This is a genomic window from Hanstruepera ponticola (assembly GCF_002940745.1).
GTDB lineage: Bacteria > Bacteroidota > Bacteroidia > Flavobacteriales > Flavobacteriaceae > Hanstruepera > Hanstruepera ponticola.
In genome coordinates, this window is the sequence record NZ_POTB01000003.1 from 47228 (window position 1) to 60364 (window position 13137).

Consider the following 13137-nt stretch of genomic DNA (forward strand, 5'->3'; position numbering starts at 1 on the left):
TGCTACAACGTTAACATCCAGCTACGTTGTAATTTTTTAAATTTTTTTAATTCAGAGTTTAATAGTGGTAGATAATCTTTACCATTGCTATTACACTGCTCTAAACGTTTAATATTTTTGTTGAGTAAATATGTGAGTCGTTTTATTGAAGCTATGTGCTTATATTTTTTGTCAGAAAAGCGTTCTTGTTCTGCTTTAACAATTTCAGGGGCTAAAGACACTGATTGTTGTACAATATCACCTGAAAAATAGATGTGATTATCCTCTGAACCATCTTGTAATAAGGCTGATAAATCTTGATTTAAATACGTCGAAATACTTCGAGAAAGTGTAATGATATCTATAGCCTTTTGATAAATAGGCAAGTAGTACAGATTTGATGGAATATTTGGTAACATGTTTCTAATAGCAATTTTACCAAAATTAGTGACAAGAAATGGTATTTTACTTTCGTTATTTAGGTAAAATTGTATATTTGATTTAATTATTAAGTTATTTTAATTTAATTACTTTAAAAATGAGTATAGACTCGCTTAACTGGAAGATTTTGAAATGCTTACAACAGAACGCACGCTTATCCAATGCTGAAATTGGACGTCAAGTTGGTATTAGCTCACCTGCAGTTTCTGAACGGATAAAGAAAATGGAAGACCTAGGGATTATTCAAGATTATCATACCACAGTTTCCCCATTTGAAGCAGGGTATCAGCTAAAAGCTTTAATAACTATTCGAGCTTTTATGGGTATGTTGAAACCATTTTTAGATAAGGTAAAAACCTATGATGAGGTTATTAATTGCTACCGAATTACCGGTAATGAAAATATAGTAATGGAAGTTGTTTTAAAAAACCAAAAACACCTAGAAGCTTTTATTGATCAATTGATTGTTTATGGCGAAACTAAAACACAAATTGTATTATCTCATGTTATTAAGCATAATCCAGTTAAGCCTATGAAATAAGTTTAATCATCATCATCATCACCATTCAATGGGATATCATCATCAGGATCATAATCGTCAAAATCGATTCCGGGCGGATTAAACAAACCCCAACGATCAATAGTATAATTCCAGGGGTCAAATGTTTTTACCCATTCAGCAAATAAAACTCTGAATTCTTCCATCTCATTTCGTAATACTTCTAAATATTCGATGTCTTTAAATCCAAAATGCTCTAAAGTTGATAAATCGGTTAATATATCTTTAGCAGCCTTTCTAATTATGGCTGCATGTTCCATTTTAATATCGTAAAAAACATCTTCGTCGGAAGCTTCTACAATGTTCGACGGAATAGCCAATGAGTTATCGACAAGATAGTTTATACTGTCATCTATCATTTTGCCATCTTCTTCAGTTTCAAAGAACATCTCTGATTCCATAGTAATTTCAACAATGGAATCAACGAGTGTTCTGATACTTTCGGCTTTTTGAAATATTGGTAGATTTTCCCAAGGTCTATCCATAACTTAATTCATTTTTAGCTTTTAAATATCGCTTTAATATCCATAATAACAAAGCACAAATCATACCAAGCCCAGTCATAATGTACCACGTATTATCAAAACCAATATTATCAACCAACTGCATGCCAGCATTGTGACCAAAAATATGAGCAATGGAAAATGAAATGGTATAGAGTGCCATGTACTCACCCTGATTTCCTTTTTTGGCACGTTCCATCGCAAAAGCATTAGAAAAAGGAAAGGCAATCATTTCTCCTACAGTCATAAATAACATGCCTATGAGTAAGATACCAATCCAAGGCGTCATATTCAACACCAAAAAACTCATAGCCGTTAAAAATGCGCCAATGAGCATGAGTGCAGCTTTTGATATTTTAATATTTTCTAGCCATTTTATAAGAGGCATTTCTAATAGGAAAATAAATGCACCGTTTAATCCAAGTAGTAAACCAATCTCCAATTCAGTAAGCTTGTGTACATCTTTATAATATATGGGCATTGTAGAAAAATATTGCAAAAATATAATTCCAAACAGGGTCATTGATACCAAGAATATCCAGAAAGCTTTGTCTTTATATGCTGATTCCGGATTTTCATTAATGACCGTATCTAATGGCTTTGCTTTTTTTGGATGTAGCACTTGAATTAACAGTAATGTTGCCAATATACAGGTGATGCCATCTACCCAAAACAAACCACTATAACTCATAGTCGTTATAATGAGTCCGCCAACCGCAGGTCCAGCAGAAAACCCGAGATTTATTGCTAGACGAATAAGCGTTACACTACGTGTTTTATTTTCCGGTTTACTGTATGCGCTTAAAGCCACAAACATAGCAGGACGAAACATATCGGCAACAAGCATTACTAAAAATATACCCAAGCACAGCGATGCAAAAGTGTTTAAAAACTGTAAACCAATAAAGAGCAATCCTGTTGTTAAAAGACTTCTAACCATGACTTTATAGTAGCCAATTTTATCAGTCAATTTACCGCCAAGCCAGGATCCTACAAATGAACCTAAACCAAAGGCTGTCATAATCCAACCGACATCTTTGGGTTCAAAATGTAAATCTTCGGTGAGATATAAAGACAAAAAGGGTATAACCATGGTGCCAGCTCTATTAATAAGTGTGATAAGGGCGAGCCACCAGATTTCTTTTGAGAGACCTTTAAATGTGTCTAGATAGTTAAAATAAAGTTTTTTCATTTTGATTGATTGTTATAAAAATAAAAAGTCCGACGTTATCGTCGGACTTTTCTATATTGTTTAATTATATGTTTATATCATCATAATATATAGCGTGTCCAACTTCTTTCCCAAGAGGTTTGTCTTTGCGTATATTTCACGATACAGTTTTGCATAATTTTTTCTAAATGATACCCAAAACTAGGTAAAAAAACTTTAAGTTGTATTTTTGAAATGAAAAAATATCACAATGAAACACATACTTTTACTTTTTTTAGCGATTTCTACTTTAACATGTGCTCAAGATAAAGAGCCTCTTTTAGGTGAAACAGATTGGCAGCGTCAAATGAATGCTGATTTTAAAGACGCCACAAAATCGCCATTAAAAGATAGAGATAGAAAAGATTTTAAAGGCCTTGATTTTTTTAAGTTTGACTCTGCTTATGTTGTAAAAGCAAAACTAAAAAGAACTCCAGATGAAAAACCTTTTAAAATGAAAACAACAACAGAACGGTTGGCCAATTATGTCAAGTATGGTGTCATTACTTTTGATTTGAAAGGGAATCAGCACGAGCTTAATATTTATCAAAATCTGGATTTGTTAGAAAAGCCAGGATATGAAGATTATTTGTTCTTACCGTTTTTAGATAATACCAATGGTGAGGAGAGTTATTCAGGTGGGAGATATGTGGAAGCTAGGATTCCAAATGATGATACTATTTTAATAGATTTTAATACGGCATACAACCCATATTGTGCTTACAATGAAAAATATTCATGTCCTATAGTTCCAAGGGTAAACTATTTAGATGCAGAAGTAAAAGCTGGCGTAAAAGCATTCCATAAGCATTAAAGCCATTTGATTATATATAGCCCCAAAAAAACGGCTAAAAAACCTACAATAAAACTGGCAATAGTATAAACTGCAAAACTTGTAAAATCACCAGACTTTAATAAAACATGGTTTTCATAAGCAAATGTTGAAAATGTTGTAAAACCACCACAAAAACCTGTAGCTAATAACAGTGTCTGGTTTGAGTTGAGCGAATTGTTTTTTGCTGCAAGGCCCAAAATAATACCGATAAGTAAACTACCTAAAATATTAGCAGCAAACGTTCCGTATGGAATACCAGTATCAGGACTGTTAAGCCATTTACCAATAAGATATCGAAGCGCACTCCCAACGCCACCGCCAATAAATACTAATAAAAGACTTTTCATTATTCTTTTATGGCAACATAAATTTCAGTAATCCAATCGGCTGGATTTGGTTTGGACTCTGGATTGGTTAAATATACTTCTAACATAGGGCCAGTTTCAGTAGGAACTAATTGATAATTTTCAATATACTTAAACGTTTCATCCCAAGCCTCTTTTAGGTTTTCGTAATCTCCTTTTAGAGTTGTTCTAACCGCTTTAAAAGGCTCTAATTGACCTGTTAAAATGTCATTTTCTGTGGTTATAACCTGCATGGTTGTAGGTATGCAACACGAAAAAATCACTGCATTGTTTTCCTCATCCCATTTATGATAGTTAACAAATGGAGCTCCTGCCATAGCAATTCGATTTTTTTTGGCATAATTGCTAATTTTAGGAAGCATTTCAGTCATTTTATTTTTAAGATCATCCATTTTGCAGGATGTTGTGTTGTAAATATAATAACCGCCACCATGATTGGCAATACCATCTATTTTTATAGAATATTTCATCATAGATGCCACAACAATACTATCAAGTTTTTCTAAACTACGTTCATAATCAGGGCCAATCATATTGTCAAAGCCGCCCTCAAATATGGCTCCTGCTTTAAAAAGAAACGGAATATTATCACTGCTCATTTTCCAAGTGACGTTAGTTCCCTCATCAGTTGGTTCAAATTTCCAAGTTACTTTGGAAGGATCAAAATCTTCAAACTGTAATTCCTGTTCAATGGTTTGATTCGGATTTGCGGATATTGTTTTCATCCTACCATTTCCGTGTGAATCTACCCATGAATAGGAGCCGCCAACACCAACAGTGCTATCGTTTAAAGTAATAACTGTTTCGGGATCTTTTTCGACCCACGAAGACCAAGCTTCCCAATTTTTAAAATCTATAACATTGTTATAAATAACAGCTGCAGGTGCTTTGATTGTTCTGGAGCGCTCAACTTCAAAAGAGTTTGGTTGAACAGCAATATAAATGGAAAAACCAATAGCTAAAATGAGTATGAGAAATAGAAGATACTTTAATGCTTTCATTATTTGGTAAGTTGTAGTGTTTATCAAATATAATCAAATTATAAAGATAATGAATGACGGACCAAATAGTTATTTTATTGGAAAAGCCACTTAATTGCTACTATGAAAAGGATAAATGAAATAAAGGCCAACAATACCCAAATACTGCCTTTGTAATATTTTTTATGGAGCTTTGTGTCTTTTCTGTAGGCATAAATGAGGACGCCTATAAAAGCTATGGCAAATAAAATTCCAAAAACTAATTGACCTTTTGTAAACATATACTTAATTTTATGCAAATTTATGAATAATAGAACGAGATTTCCATATTTGTGGAAATGAAAAATAATTAATTAATGAAAGAAAAAATAGAAGCGGTCAAAGCTTTCCATACAGCCTTTAAAATTGGTCATCGGGAGACGCCTAAAGCAGATTTAGGATTGGAAAAAAACATGTTACGTTATAAATTAATGCGTGAGGAAAACGAAGAATACCTTGAAGCTGCAAACAACAATGACTTGGTTGAGGTTGCTGATGCTTTGGGAGATATGCTTTACATATTATGCGGAACCATCATTGAACATGGTTTGCAACATAAAATTGAAGACGTTTTTAATGAAATTCAGCGCAGCAATATGAGTAAATTGGGCGAAGATGGTGAGCCAATTTACAGAGAGGACGGGAAAGTTTTAAAAGGCCCTAACTATTTTAAACCGCATATAGAATCCATACTGAACAAATAAAAAAAAGCAGCCAACTGGCTGCTTTTTTTTATTTAACTGAATATCTCCAATTGTGTTTATCTTCCAGTAGATTATGTTGTATTTCTAATAATTGCTTTTTAAATAATGATGCAAAGCTGTCATCTAAATTAGGAATCTCAAATGTTTCTCCAGCATGTTCAAATGCGGAAACGGGACTAATAACTGCAGCAGTGCCTGTTCCAAAAATTTCTTTTAACGAACCATTATGAGCAGCCTCCTTAATTTCACTAACGCTAATACGTCTAACCTCTATATCAATATTGTTGTCTTTAGCTAATTGAATCACACTTTTTCTTGTAATACCATCAAGAATCCTGTCACTAGTAGGAGCAGTAATTAAGGTATTATTGATTCTGAAAAAGATATTCATCGTTCCAGCTTCTTCTAAATACTCATGTGAGTTAGCATCTGTCCAAATAATTTGTTGGAAACCACTTTTTTGAGCCAGACTTGTTGGATAAAACTGTGCTGCATAATTTCCAGCAGCTTTGGCAAATCCAACGCCACCATCAGCAGAACGACTGTATTTTTCAGCAATTAATACACGTACAGTACCTGTATAATAAGCTTTTGCTGGTGAGCAAATAATCATAAATCTGTAATTACTAGATGGTGCTGCTGCAATGGCAGAATCTGTAGCAATTACAAATGGTCTAATGTATAACGAATTGCCTACACCAGGTTTAACCCAATCCTTATCTAGATTTAACAAAGTAGTTAAACCGTTCATAAAATATGCTTTTGGAAATTCAGGAATTGCTAATCTAGCTGCTGATTTATTTATACGGCTATGGTTGTCTTCAGGACGAAATAAAAACACCTCACCATTATCGTCCTTATAGGCTTTCATGCCTTCAAAAACTGCTTGTCCGTAATGGAATACGCGAGCCGAAGGGTCAATAGTCATGACTTGATATGGCATTATTTTAGGTTGTTGCCATTTGCCATCAACAAAATCACAAGTAAACATATGGTCAGTGAACACACGTCCAAAATTAATGTTTTCAAAATCTACATCTTGAATTTTACTCTTTTCTGCTTTTACTATATCGATTTCGTAAAGGTCTGTTTCCATCATTATAATTCTGTTTTTTTGGTCATGCAAAAGTACTTAATTTCAACCTTATAAAAAACAAAATAATTCCTTAAATAAATTGTATATTTGGAGCAAATTTTTTAAATCAAAATATTATCATGAAGAATATATTGTCTTTGTTATTGTTAGTGTTCATAGTAGTTTCTTGTAAAAATGAAACAAAAACCACTGAAGTTTCTGAAACTGAAAACGCAGAAGTTGCTTATGCATCTTTTGGAGATAAAATAGAGGCAGACAACGCTATAAAGGCTACGGAAATGGCTGAACGTTTTCAATCTATGCAGGTTGGAGATAGTGTTTCAACAAAAATAGTGGGAAAGGTTAATGAGGTTTGTCAGGCTAAAGGTTGTTGGATGCGTATAGATTTAGGTAATGATGAAGAAGTTATGGTGAAGTTTAAAGATTATGGATTTTTCATGCCAAAAAATATTGCGGGAAAGGAAGTTATTATGAATGGACATGCTTATGTGTCTGAAGTTTCTGTAGATGAGCAACGTCACTATGCAGAAGATGCTGGAAAATCAGAAGAAGAGATTGCTGCTATTACCGAACCAAAACGTACCTATTCTTTTATGGCTGATGGTGTTTTGTTGATTGAAGAATAATGAGATATCTAACTTTTGTATTAATCTTTTTAATGAGCATTTTTGGTTGCAAAAATGAAGAAAAAGAAACTACTGAAATTTCTGAAAAAATAGTTTATGATATGTATGAGCCATCTGAAATGGCCAATCTCATGAATCAGATGTATGCGCACAACCTCAAGGTTAAGCAAGATATTCTAGATGGCAAAACACCAACCGAATTCCCAATGGATTTTATGAAAATCCATACAGCTGAATTGTCAGATTTTAAAGACCGTAACGAAATCTTTGAGAGTTTTTCAAACGTGTTTTTAAACGCAGAACGAGAAATTTTTAATGAAGATTCTGAAGTTCCGCTTGAAGAACGCTTTAATAATGCGGTAAATGTTTGTATTTCCTGTCATCAAACAGAATGTACAGGACCCATTCCACGAATTCAAAAATTATTGATAAAATAAGGTGAAACGTAACGTTATCACCACTGCAGACGGTTCCAAAACCATTCAGATTGAAGATTGGAACGAGCAGTATCATTCTATTCATGGGGCTTACCAAGAAGCAATGCATGTTTTTATTGAGCATGGATTTAAGCATGTTATTGAGACCAAAAACTATTCTCAACCTTTATCCATTTTGGAAATTGGTTTTGGGACTGGTTTAAATGCCATGCTCACTATGCATGAAGCCAAAAAAAAGCAAGTTTCAGTAAATTATATTGGTGTTGAAGCTTATCCTGTATTACTTGATGAACTTAAGCAATTACAATACGATGTTTTATTAAAAGATGATAGCGCCACTTTTTTTAAAATGCATGAGGTAGATTGGGAAAATAAGTCAATTATCACTCCTAACTTTACATTAACCAAACGGCAACAATTTTTTCAGGATATAACTGATGAGAATACTTATAACCTCATTTATTTTGATGCATTTGGCGCACGTGTTCAACCTGATTTATGGACAGAGTCCATTTTCAAAATCATGTTTAAGGCTTTAAAAACTAAAGGTGTTTTGGTTACATATTCGGCAAAAGGAAGTGTGAGACGTGCTATGCAAGCTGTTGGCTTTGAAGTAGAACGATTGCCTGGGCCTCCTGGTAAGAGAGAAATGTTAAGAGCGAAAAAATGTTTTTGACATTCGGTGAGCCTGTGAGTCAAATGTTCCCTTCAACGAAGCATTTGGTAAGTTTGCGAGTCAAAGATTACAGGCTATAAAACGGTGTTAAGAATAGTTAAATCTGTTAAACCTTAATTAAACTCAACATTATTGGATGTAGCAATCCGTATCTTTACAAAAAATTGTAAATGAAGATTTTAATTACTGGGGCTACAGGTTTAATTGGTCAAGCTATTGTAAAACAGTGTTTGGCTCAAGATTTTACCGTTTATTATTTAACCACTTCGAAATCTAAAATTGAAGACCTTCCCAATTACAAAGGGTTCTACTGGAATCCTAGAGAACAGTTTATAGATAGCGCCTGTTTAGAGGGTGTGGAAACCATTATTAATTTGGCAGGAGCAAGTATTGCAAAGCGTTGGACATCAGATTATAAGGAAACTATCATTAGCAGTCGTGTTAATACCTTGAAGCTATTATATAAAGCGTTATCAGAAAACAAACACAATATCAAGCATTTGATTTCTGCCAGTGCTATTGGTGGCTACCCAGATTCCTTGACCAATTATTATGAAGAGTCATTTTCTGAATATTCCAATAGTTTTTTAGGTGACGTTGTTAAAAAATGGGAAGCTGAAGCGGATACTTTTAGCATATTAGGACTAACCGTTTCTAAAATTAGAATAGGCTTGGTTTTGGATGACAAAGATGGAGCCTTACCTCAAATAGTCAAACCTACAAAATTTGGTTTTGGAGCTGCTTTTGGTAGTGGTGATCAATGGCAATCATGGATTCATGTTGATGATTTGGCCGGCATATTTCTACACGTGGCAACACATCATTTAGAAGGTGTGTTCAATGGAGTCGCACCAAACCCAGTGAGTAATACGGAACTGACCAAAGCCGTAGCAAACACAGTTAAGCGACCACTTATTTTACCTAACATTCCAAAATTTATGATGAAATTAATTTTGGGTGAGATGCATATACTACTATTTGAAAGCCAACGCGTGAGCTCTAAAAAAATTGAAAACACGGGTTTTGAGTTTCAATATGTGAACCTAAAACCAGCTTTGGAAGATTTGTTGATTAGTTGATGATGGAAGACGTAATGTTGGTTTGGTTATTTGTTTATATGGTTTAGTGTTGATTAGTCAAAAGTTTGGAACAGCCAATCATAACTCTTGAATGGTTAATCAAAAGTCTAGAATGACTAATCAAAACTTTGCGGTAACCAATCAAAACTTTGCGGTGACTAATCAAAACTTTGTGGTAACCAATCAAAAGTTTGCGGTAACTAATCAAAACATTGCGGTAGCCAATCACAACTTTGCCGTGGTCAATCAAAACTCTAGAATAGGCAATCAAAACTTTGGAATGGCCAATCAAAAGTCTGGAACGGTTAATCAAAAGTAGAACATGGTCAATCACAAGTGGAACATGGTCAATCAAAGGTGGAACATGGACAATCACAAGTGGAACATGGTCAAATAAAAGTGGAATATGGTTAATTGGAAGTTGGCGAGAATAAGCAATTACTTATAGCTATTGTTGTGTAGCGTTTTTATTGGTTTCTATTTCCAATCTCAATTAACTTTTCCATCATTGCAGGGTTTTCCATTAATTTTGGTAAAAAAGCCATTAGCATTTCGTTCTGACTACTTTCTTTAGGTGCATTTAAAAGAACTTTGAAATTTTCATCTTGCTTGTCGATTAGCTTTGATATTTGTTCTTTTACGTCTTTTCTTGTTTCGTCTGAAATAGTTTCAACTCTCTGAACTTTACTTTTAATTTCGTCTAAAAGTTTTTCAGTTTCTGTTTTGGTTCTTTTAGCTTCTTCCAATTGAGATTTAGCAAGAAACCCTTGCCAAAAAGCAACAAATACTGCAACTAAAGAAACTCCTAATGCAATTAATTCAAAGTTTGTCATTTAATTTTACTTAATTTCGTTAAATAATTTTTCTAATATTTCTGATTGAACAAATGGCATAAATTCCTCATATAGAGTGGCTGCTCTTACATTTGTCAATTTTCCCGTGTTTAGTGGAATGCTAATGTGAAATTCCTTTTTTACTATCCATTTTACTGGAAGTTCGAAATTTCTCCTATTTTTTAATAAATTCTCTTTTTTGTAAAAAAGTTGATTGACAAGAGAATTCTTTACAATTCCAATTCCTTTTATTCTTATTTCTAGCGAACCCGGTCTATTAGCTTTTAGATATATAATGTCTCCGACTTTAATACTTGATATTTGGCTATATAAATCTTCAGCATCATTTATATCCCATCCAATCACGAAATTTTCGTTTTTGAAGAAATCTTCTTTTATTTCATTTCCGTCCCAATTAGAACCAGCTCCAAATATTGCCATCTATATGTTTTTACTTTAATTTTTCAGTTTCTGGTCAAATGTTACCTAACGCTCTCGTATAACCGTCAGTTACGGGATTAAAGTTACTAATTTTCGGTTATACATTGTTGCCATTAGTTTTTTCTTTAGTATTTTTCATATCCTTCTCAATTTTTACTTTGAAAACGTCTATAAAATCGCTCCAAAAAACAATCACAGACATAAGGAAGTTTGAAAAATCAGATAGAGTTTTTACGCTAATCGGTTTGTCTATTAGATTCAAATTCTCAAAATATATTTCAAAGTTCTCGTCATAATGAGCTCCAGCTTTGTTTCTAAATGTAGCTATTAGCTTGTTGTACTTATGCTCTTTTTTTAAACTCTTTAAATTCTGTGTGATTACTTTGTATTTTTCTTCCAATTCTGGAAAATCAGACATTATTAAATTCCGTATTTCTCTTTGATGTTTTCCAAACGTTTTAACAGATTCGTATATAACTACAAATCCGTTCTTCAAATAGAATTTTCTTTCCCAATTAGTTTCGCAGTCAACAAGCCCTCTTAATGAAGAGGCAATATCAAGAAAACAGGAAGTGAAAAAACAAATGAATTTTATATGTTTTATTATTTGTTCAATACTCGATTCAGCAACTAGAGTATTTCCTTTTATTATTCCACTTTCTAAAACTCCAAGTAGTTGATAAGATTCGTTCAGTTCTTTTTCATAATGTTTGATGTGAAAAAGTATGTCTTCGCTGTTATACAATGTAAGTTCTGTGTTTTTTCAAAATTAATGGCAACAATTGGATAAACACAATTGTGTTTATTCTCATTTTATTTATTCCCCTAAAAATAGCTAAAAAATCTTACAAGCCGAGCCGGTTTTATGATTAATTGGGAGTGGGTTTGTAAGTTTGTATAAGTGATTTTAGATGCTGAATCAAGTTCAGCATGACAAATTCTATGGGGCAGTGCGTAATGACAAACTCGATACAAGTTTATTATATGTTTTTAATAAAGTCAAATCATAAATACCCATAAGCCCAATACATCAAAACAAATTGTAATGGTATGCGGAGTATTAAAAGCCATTTGGGAATACCTGCACTGGCTTTTTTACCTGATAGCATATAGAAGTGAACTAACAAGAATACGGTGAGCATCAACATAATGCCGTAAATAGCCCAAGCCCTTGTTTCTTTAAATAGCAGTGCGGCACCCAGCATGATTTCGGCCAAACCGCTTACAAGTACCAAGGTTTTGTGATTTGGTAAATACCGTGGCATAATGCGCATGTACATTTTGGGTTTGACAAAATGCATGATGCCTGCCACTATATACAGTGCTGCCATGGCATATAGATGCCAGGGGTTACTCATCTTTATAAACCTTATAAGTTATGCCTACACCATAATTATTTAGTCCGGCTTTTAGAAGACTGGAGTCCATATTACCCGGTTTAAACTGTACCCAGTTATTACCATTAATAAATACCCGTTTTATAAAGGTGTTATGTGCTTCTATTTCATTGGTAAATGGTAGTAGTGGTCTAAAATTAGTTGGTATTTTGACTATGCTACCATCTCTGTCTTTGATTTCTTTGTATTTTTTATTAGGCAATAATTTGCCTGCTTTATCCGTATAACCCAAGACTTGCATGGATACAAAAAAACCAGATTCTGGGTAAGTGATGTTATAATCTGATACATCCAAATTATAAGCGTCGCCATTTTTTTCGGTGGCTCTAAATACGATATTCTCATACACCAATACGTCACCAGGTTTACCGTTGTCATTTTTGTAAAACTTGACTTTAAATAATGTAGAAAATGGTTTTTTATCAGCGTTCTTTCGTTTGCGTTGATTCCAATCTCGTGATTCTAATGTAATAGGAAAATGAATTGTGCTCAACTGTTTAAGTTTGTCGTCTGGATTTGAAAAATACACCGCTATTTCTGATTCAATGGTTGGTAGCCAGCAATGGTAATAATCATCATCCAGATAAGGTTCCATAGTTTCTTCCTTAAACTTCCGGTTATTGGCTATTAACACAATCTCATCCAATTGACTGACTTCTTCTTCTAGTAAAATAGTTTTTTGAAGTTCTGAAGTTGGTATTGTTGCACTTTTATAACTCAATGCAGAAATATATAAGGTATCAACATCTGGATATAGTTTCTTGGTAAAAATAAAGGCGCCTTCATCATCGGCGAAAATACCTTGGCCATCACCAAATGAAATAGTGGCATAGGAGATAGGTGTTTTTGACTGACTATCTTGAATGGTTGTTTTTTGCGAAAACCCAAACCACGATGCAATCAAAAAAGTAAATAAGCAACTTTTTTTTAAATTCAT

19 protein-coding genes are annotated in these 13137 nt (G+C 33.5%); 8 read left to right on the plus strand and 11 right to left on the minus strand.

Annotated features, from left to right (window positions below; translation table 11 throughout):
• Positions 1 to 2: 2 nt before the first annotated feature.
• Positions 3 to 398 carry a hypothetical protein gene (locus C1S72_RS13180; protein WP_104736204.1) on the minus strand — a complete coding sequence of 132 codons (396 nt, stop codon included), beginning with the start codon at positions 396 to 398 and terminating at the stop codon, positions 3 to 5.
• 119 nt (positions 399 to 517) lie between these two features.
• On the opposite strand from C1S72_RS13180, the gene C1S72_RS13185 reads away from it, so the two are divergent.
• Positions 518 to 961, plus strand: coding sequence for an Lrp/AsnC family transcriptional regulator (locus C1S72_RS13185; RefSeq protein ID WP_104736205.1), 444 nt, complete (start codon positions 518 to 520; stop codon positions 959 to 961).
• 2 nt (positions 962 to 963) lie between these two features.
• Here the strand turns inward: C1S72_RS13185 and C1S72_RS13190 are convergent, their stop codons facing one another.
• Together C1S72_RS13190 and C1S72_RS13195 are read right to left on the minus strand one after the other, a co-directional pair.
• Complete coding sequence (locus C1S72_RS13190; RefSeq protein WP_104736206.1) at positions 964 to 1464, minus strand: hypothetical protein; 501 nt, start codon at positions 1462 to 1464, stop codon at positions 964 to 966.
• Positions 1457 to 2674, minus strand: a complete 1218-nt coding sequence (locus C1S72_RS13195; RefSeq protein ID WP_104736207.1) for an MDR family MFS transporter — start codon at positions 2672 to 2674, stop codon at positions 1457 to 1459. The genes C1S72_RS13190 and C1S72_RS13195 overlap by 8 nt, the downstream gene beginning before the upstream one ends.
• A 229-nt stretch (positions 2675 to 2903) precedes the next feature.
• Here C1S72_RS13195 and C1S72_RS13200 point away from each other — a divergent pair, with 229 nt between their 5' ends.
• Positions 2904 to 3506 (plus strand): DUF1684 domain-containing protein, encoded by a 603-nt coding sequence (locus C1S72_RS13200; RefSeq protein WP_104736208.1) that lies wholly within the window; start codon positions 2904 to 2906, stop codon positions 3504 to 3506.
• Here the strand turns inward: C1S72_RS13200 and crcB are convergent.
• Positions 3503 to 3874, minus strand: coding sequence for a fluoride efflux transporter CrcB (crcB, locus tag C1S72_RS13205; RefSeq protein WP_104736209.1), 372 nt, complete (start codon positions 3872 to 3874; stop codon positions 3503 to 3505). The two genes, C1S72_RS13200 and crcB, sit on opposite strands and share 4 nt — an antisense overlap.
• Positions 3874 to 4893: an SRPBCC family protein gene (locus C1S72_RS13210; RefSeq protein WP_104736210.1), complete on the minus strand. Its 1020-nt coding sequence runs from the start codon at positions 4891 to 4893 to the stop codon at positions 3874 to 3876. The genes crcB and C1S72_RS13210 overlap by 1 nt, the downstream gene beginning before the upstream one ends.
• Before the next feature lie 335 nt (positions 4894 to 5228).
• On the opposite strand from C1S72_RS13210, the gene C1S72_RS13220 reads away from it, so the two are divergent.
• A complete protein-coding gene (locus C1S72_RS13220; protein WP_104736212.1) occupies positions 5229 to 5615 on the plus strand; it encodes a pyrophosphohydrolase domain-containing protein in 387 nt (128 codons plus the stop codon).
• A 28-nt stretch (positions 5616 to 5643) separates the two neighbouring features.
• Here C1S72_RS13220 and C1S72_RS13225 read toward each other — a convergent pair whose 3' ends face one another.
• Complete coding sequence (locus C1S72_RS13225; RefSeq protein ID WP_104736213.1) at positions 5644 to 6714, minus strand: branched-chain amino acid aminotransferase; 1071 nt, start codon at positions 6712 to 6714, stop codon at positions 5644 to 5646.
• Positions 6715 to 6830: 116 nt separating this feature from the next.
• Between C1S72_RS13225 and C1S72_RS13230 the strand changes: the two genes are divergently transcribed.
• From C1S72_RS13230 to C1S72_RS13250, 5 genes are all read left to right on the plus strand, one after another.
• A complete protein-coding gene (locus C1S72_RS13230) occupies positions 6831 to 7337 on the plus strand; it encodes a DUF4920 domain-containing protein (RefSeq protein ID WP_104736214.1) in 507 nt (168 codons plus the stop codon).
• 32 nt (positions 7338 to 7369) lie between these two features.
• Positions 7370 to 7774 (plus strand): hypothetical protein, encoded by a 405-nt coding sequence (locus tag C1S72_RS13235; protein ID WP_230401657.1) that lies wholly within the window; start codon positions 7370 to 7372, stop codon positions 7772 to 7774.
• 1 nt (position 7775) lies between these two features.
• A complete protein-coding gene (gene mnmD, locus C1S72_RS13240) occupies positions 7776 to 8450 on the plus strand; it encodes a tRNA (5-methylaminomethyl-2-thiouridine)(34)-methyltransferase MnmD (RefSeq protein ID WP_104736216.1) in 675 nt (224 codons plus the stop codon).
• A 170-nt stretch (positions 8451 to 8620) separates the two neighbouring features.
• The gene (locus tag C1S72_RS13245; RefSeq protein ID WP_104736217.1) at positions 8621 to 9529 is read left to right on the plus strand and encodes a TIGR01777 family oxidoreductase; all 909 of its coding nucleotides are present in this window, start codon (positions 8621 to 8623) and stop codon (positions 9527 to 9529) included.
• A 91-nt stretch (positions 9530 to 9620) separates the two neighbouring features.
• Positions 9621 to 9848: a hypothetical protein gene (locus tag C1S72_RS13250; protein ID WP_104736218.1), complete on the plus strand. Its 228-nt coding sequence runs from the start codon at positions 9621 to 9623 to the stop codon at positions 9846 to 9848.
• 148 nt (positions 9849 to 9996) lie between these two features.
• Here the strand turns inward: C1S72_RS13250 and C1S72_RS13255 are convergent, their stop codons facing one another.
• From C1S72_RS13255 to C1S72_RS13275, 5 genes are all read right to left on the minus strand, one after another.
• Positions 9997 to 10362 carry a hypothetical protein gene (locus C1S72_RS13255; RefSeq protein WP_104736219.1) on the minus strand — a complete coding sequence of 122 codons (366 nt, stop codon included), beginning with the start codon at positions 10360 to 10362 and terminating at the stop codon, positions 9997 to 9999.
• A 6-nt stretch (positions 10363 to 10368) separates the two neighbouring features.
• Complete coding sequence (locus C1S72_RS13260; protein ID WP_104736220.1) at positions 10369 to 10803, minus strand: hypothetical protein; 435 nt, start codon at positions 10801 to 10803, stop codon at positions 10369 to 10371.
• Between the two features lie 97 nt (positions 10804 to 10900).
• Positions 10901 to 11548 carry a hypothetical protein gene (locus C1S72_RS13265; RefSeq protein ID WP_104736221.1) on the minus strand — a complete coding sequence of 216 codons (648 nt, stop codon included), beginning with the start codon at positions 11546 to 11548 and terminating at the stop codon, positions 10901 to 10903.
• 259 nt (positions 11549 to 11807) lie between these two features.
• A complete protein-coding gene (locus C1S72_RS13270) occupies positions 11808 to 12161 on the minus strand; it encodes a DoxX family protein (RefSeq protein ID WP_104736222.1) in 354 nt (117 codons plus the stop codon).
• The gene (locus tag C1S72_RS13275) at positions 12154 to 13137 is read right to left on the minus strand and encodes a hypothetical protein (RefSeq protein WP_230401658.1); all 984 of its coding nucleotides are present in this window, start codon (positions 13135 to 13137) and stop codon (positions 12154 to 12156) included. The genes C1S72_RS13270 and C1S72_RS13275 overlap by 8 nt, the downstream gene beginning before the upstream one ends.

What these genes read in the sequence shown, in the direction of transcription:
- C1S72_RS13255 (WP_104736219.1), bottom strand. Translation starts at nt 10,362, where the DNA reads ATGACAAACTTTGAATTAATTGCATTAGGAGTTTCTTTAGTTGCAGTA.
- C1S72_RS13210 (WP_104736210.1), bottom strand. Translation starts at nt 4,893, where the DNA reads ATGAAAGCATTAAAGTATCTTCTATTTCTCATACTCATTTTAGCTATT.
- C1S72_RS13190 (WP_104736206.1), bottom strand. Translation starts at nt 1,464, where the DNA reads ATGGATAGACCTTGGGAAAATCTACCAATATTTCAAAAAGCCGAAAGT.
- C1S72_RS13235 (WP_230401657.1), top strand. Translation starts at nt 7,370, where the DNA reads ATGAGCATTTTTGGTTGCAAAAATGAAGAAAAAGAAACTACTGAAATT.
- crcB (WP_104736209.1), bottom strand. Translation starts at nt 3,874, where the DNA reads ATGAAAAGTCTTTTATTAGTATTTATTGGCGGTGGCGTTGGGAGTGCG.
- C1S72_RS13180 (WP_104736204.1), bottom strand. Translation starts at nt 398, where the DNA reads ATGTTACCAAATATTCCATCAAATCTGTACTACTTGCCTATTTATCAA.
- C1S72_RS13195 (WP_104736207.1), bottom strand. Translation starts at nt 2,674, where the DNA reads ATGAAAAAACTTTATTTTAACTATCTAGACACATTTAAAGGTCTCTCA.
- C1S72_RS13230 (WP_104736214.1), top strand. Translation starts at nt 6,831, where the DNA reads ATGAAGAATATATTGTCTTTGTTATTGTTAGTGTTCATAGTAGTTTCT.
- C1S72_RS13275 (WP_230401658.1), bottom strand. Translation starts at nt 13,137, where the DNA reads ATGAATTTAAAAAAAAGTTGCTTATTTACTTTTTTGATTGCATCGTGG.
- C1S72_RS13225 (WP_104736213.1), bottom strand. Translation starts at nt 6,714, where the DNA reads ATGATGGAAACAGACCTTTACGAAATCGATATAGTAAAAGCAGAAAAG.
- C1S72_RS13220 (WP_104736212.1), top strand. Translation starts at nt 5,229, where the DNA reads ATGAAAGAAAAAATAGAAGCGGTCAAAGCTTTCCATACAGCCTTTAAA.
- C1S72_RS13270 (WP_104736222.1), bottom strand. Translation starts at nt 12,161, where the DNA reads ATGAGTAACCCCTGGCATCTATATGCCATGGCAGCACTGTATATAGTG.
- C1S72_RS13260 (WP_104736220.1), bottom strand. Translation starts at nt 10,803, where the DNA reads ATGGCAATATTTGGAGCTGGTTCTAATTGGGACGGAAATGAAATAAAA.
- C1S72_RS13200 (WP_104736208.1), top strand. Translation starts at nt 2,904, where the DNA reads ATGAAACACATACTTTTACTTTTTTTAGCGATTTCTACTTTAACATGT.
- C1S72_RS13245 (WP_104736217.1), top strand. Translation starts at nt 8,621, where the DNA reads ATGAAGATTTTAATTACTGGGGCTACAGGTTTAATTGGTCAAGCTATT.
- C1S72_RS13250 (WP_104736218.1), top strand. Translation starts at nt 9,621, where the DNA reads ATGGTTAATCAAAAGTCTAGAATGACTAATCAAAACTTTGCGGTAACC.
- C1S72_RS13185 (WP_104736205.1), top strand. Translation starts at nt 518, where the DNA reads ATGAGTATAGACTCGCTTAACTGGAAGATTTTGAAATGCTTACAACAG.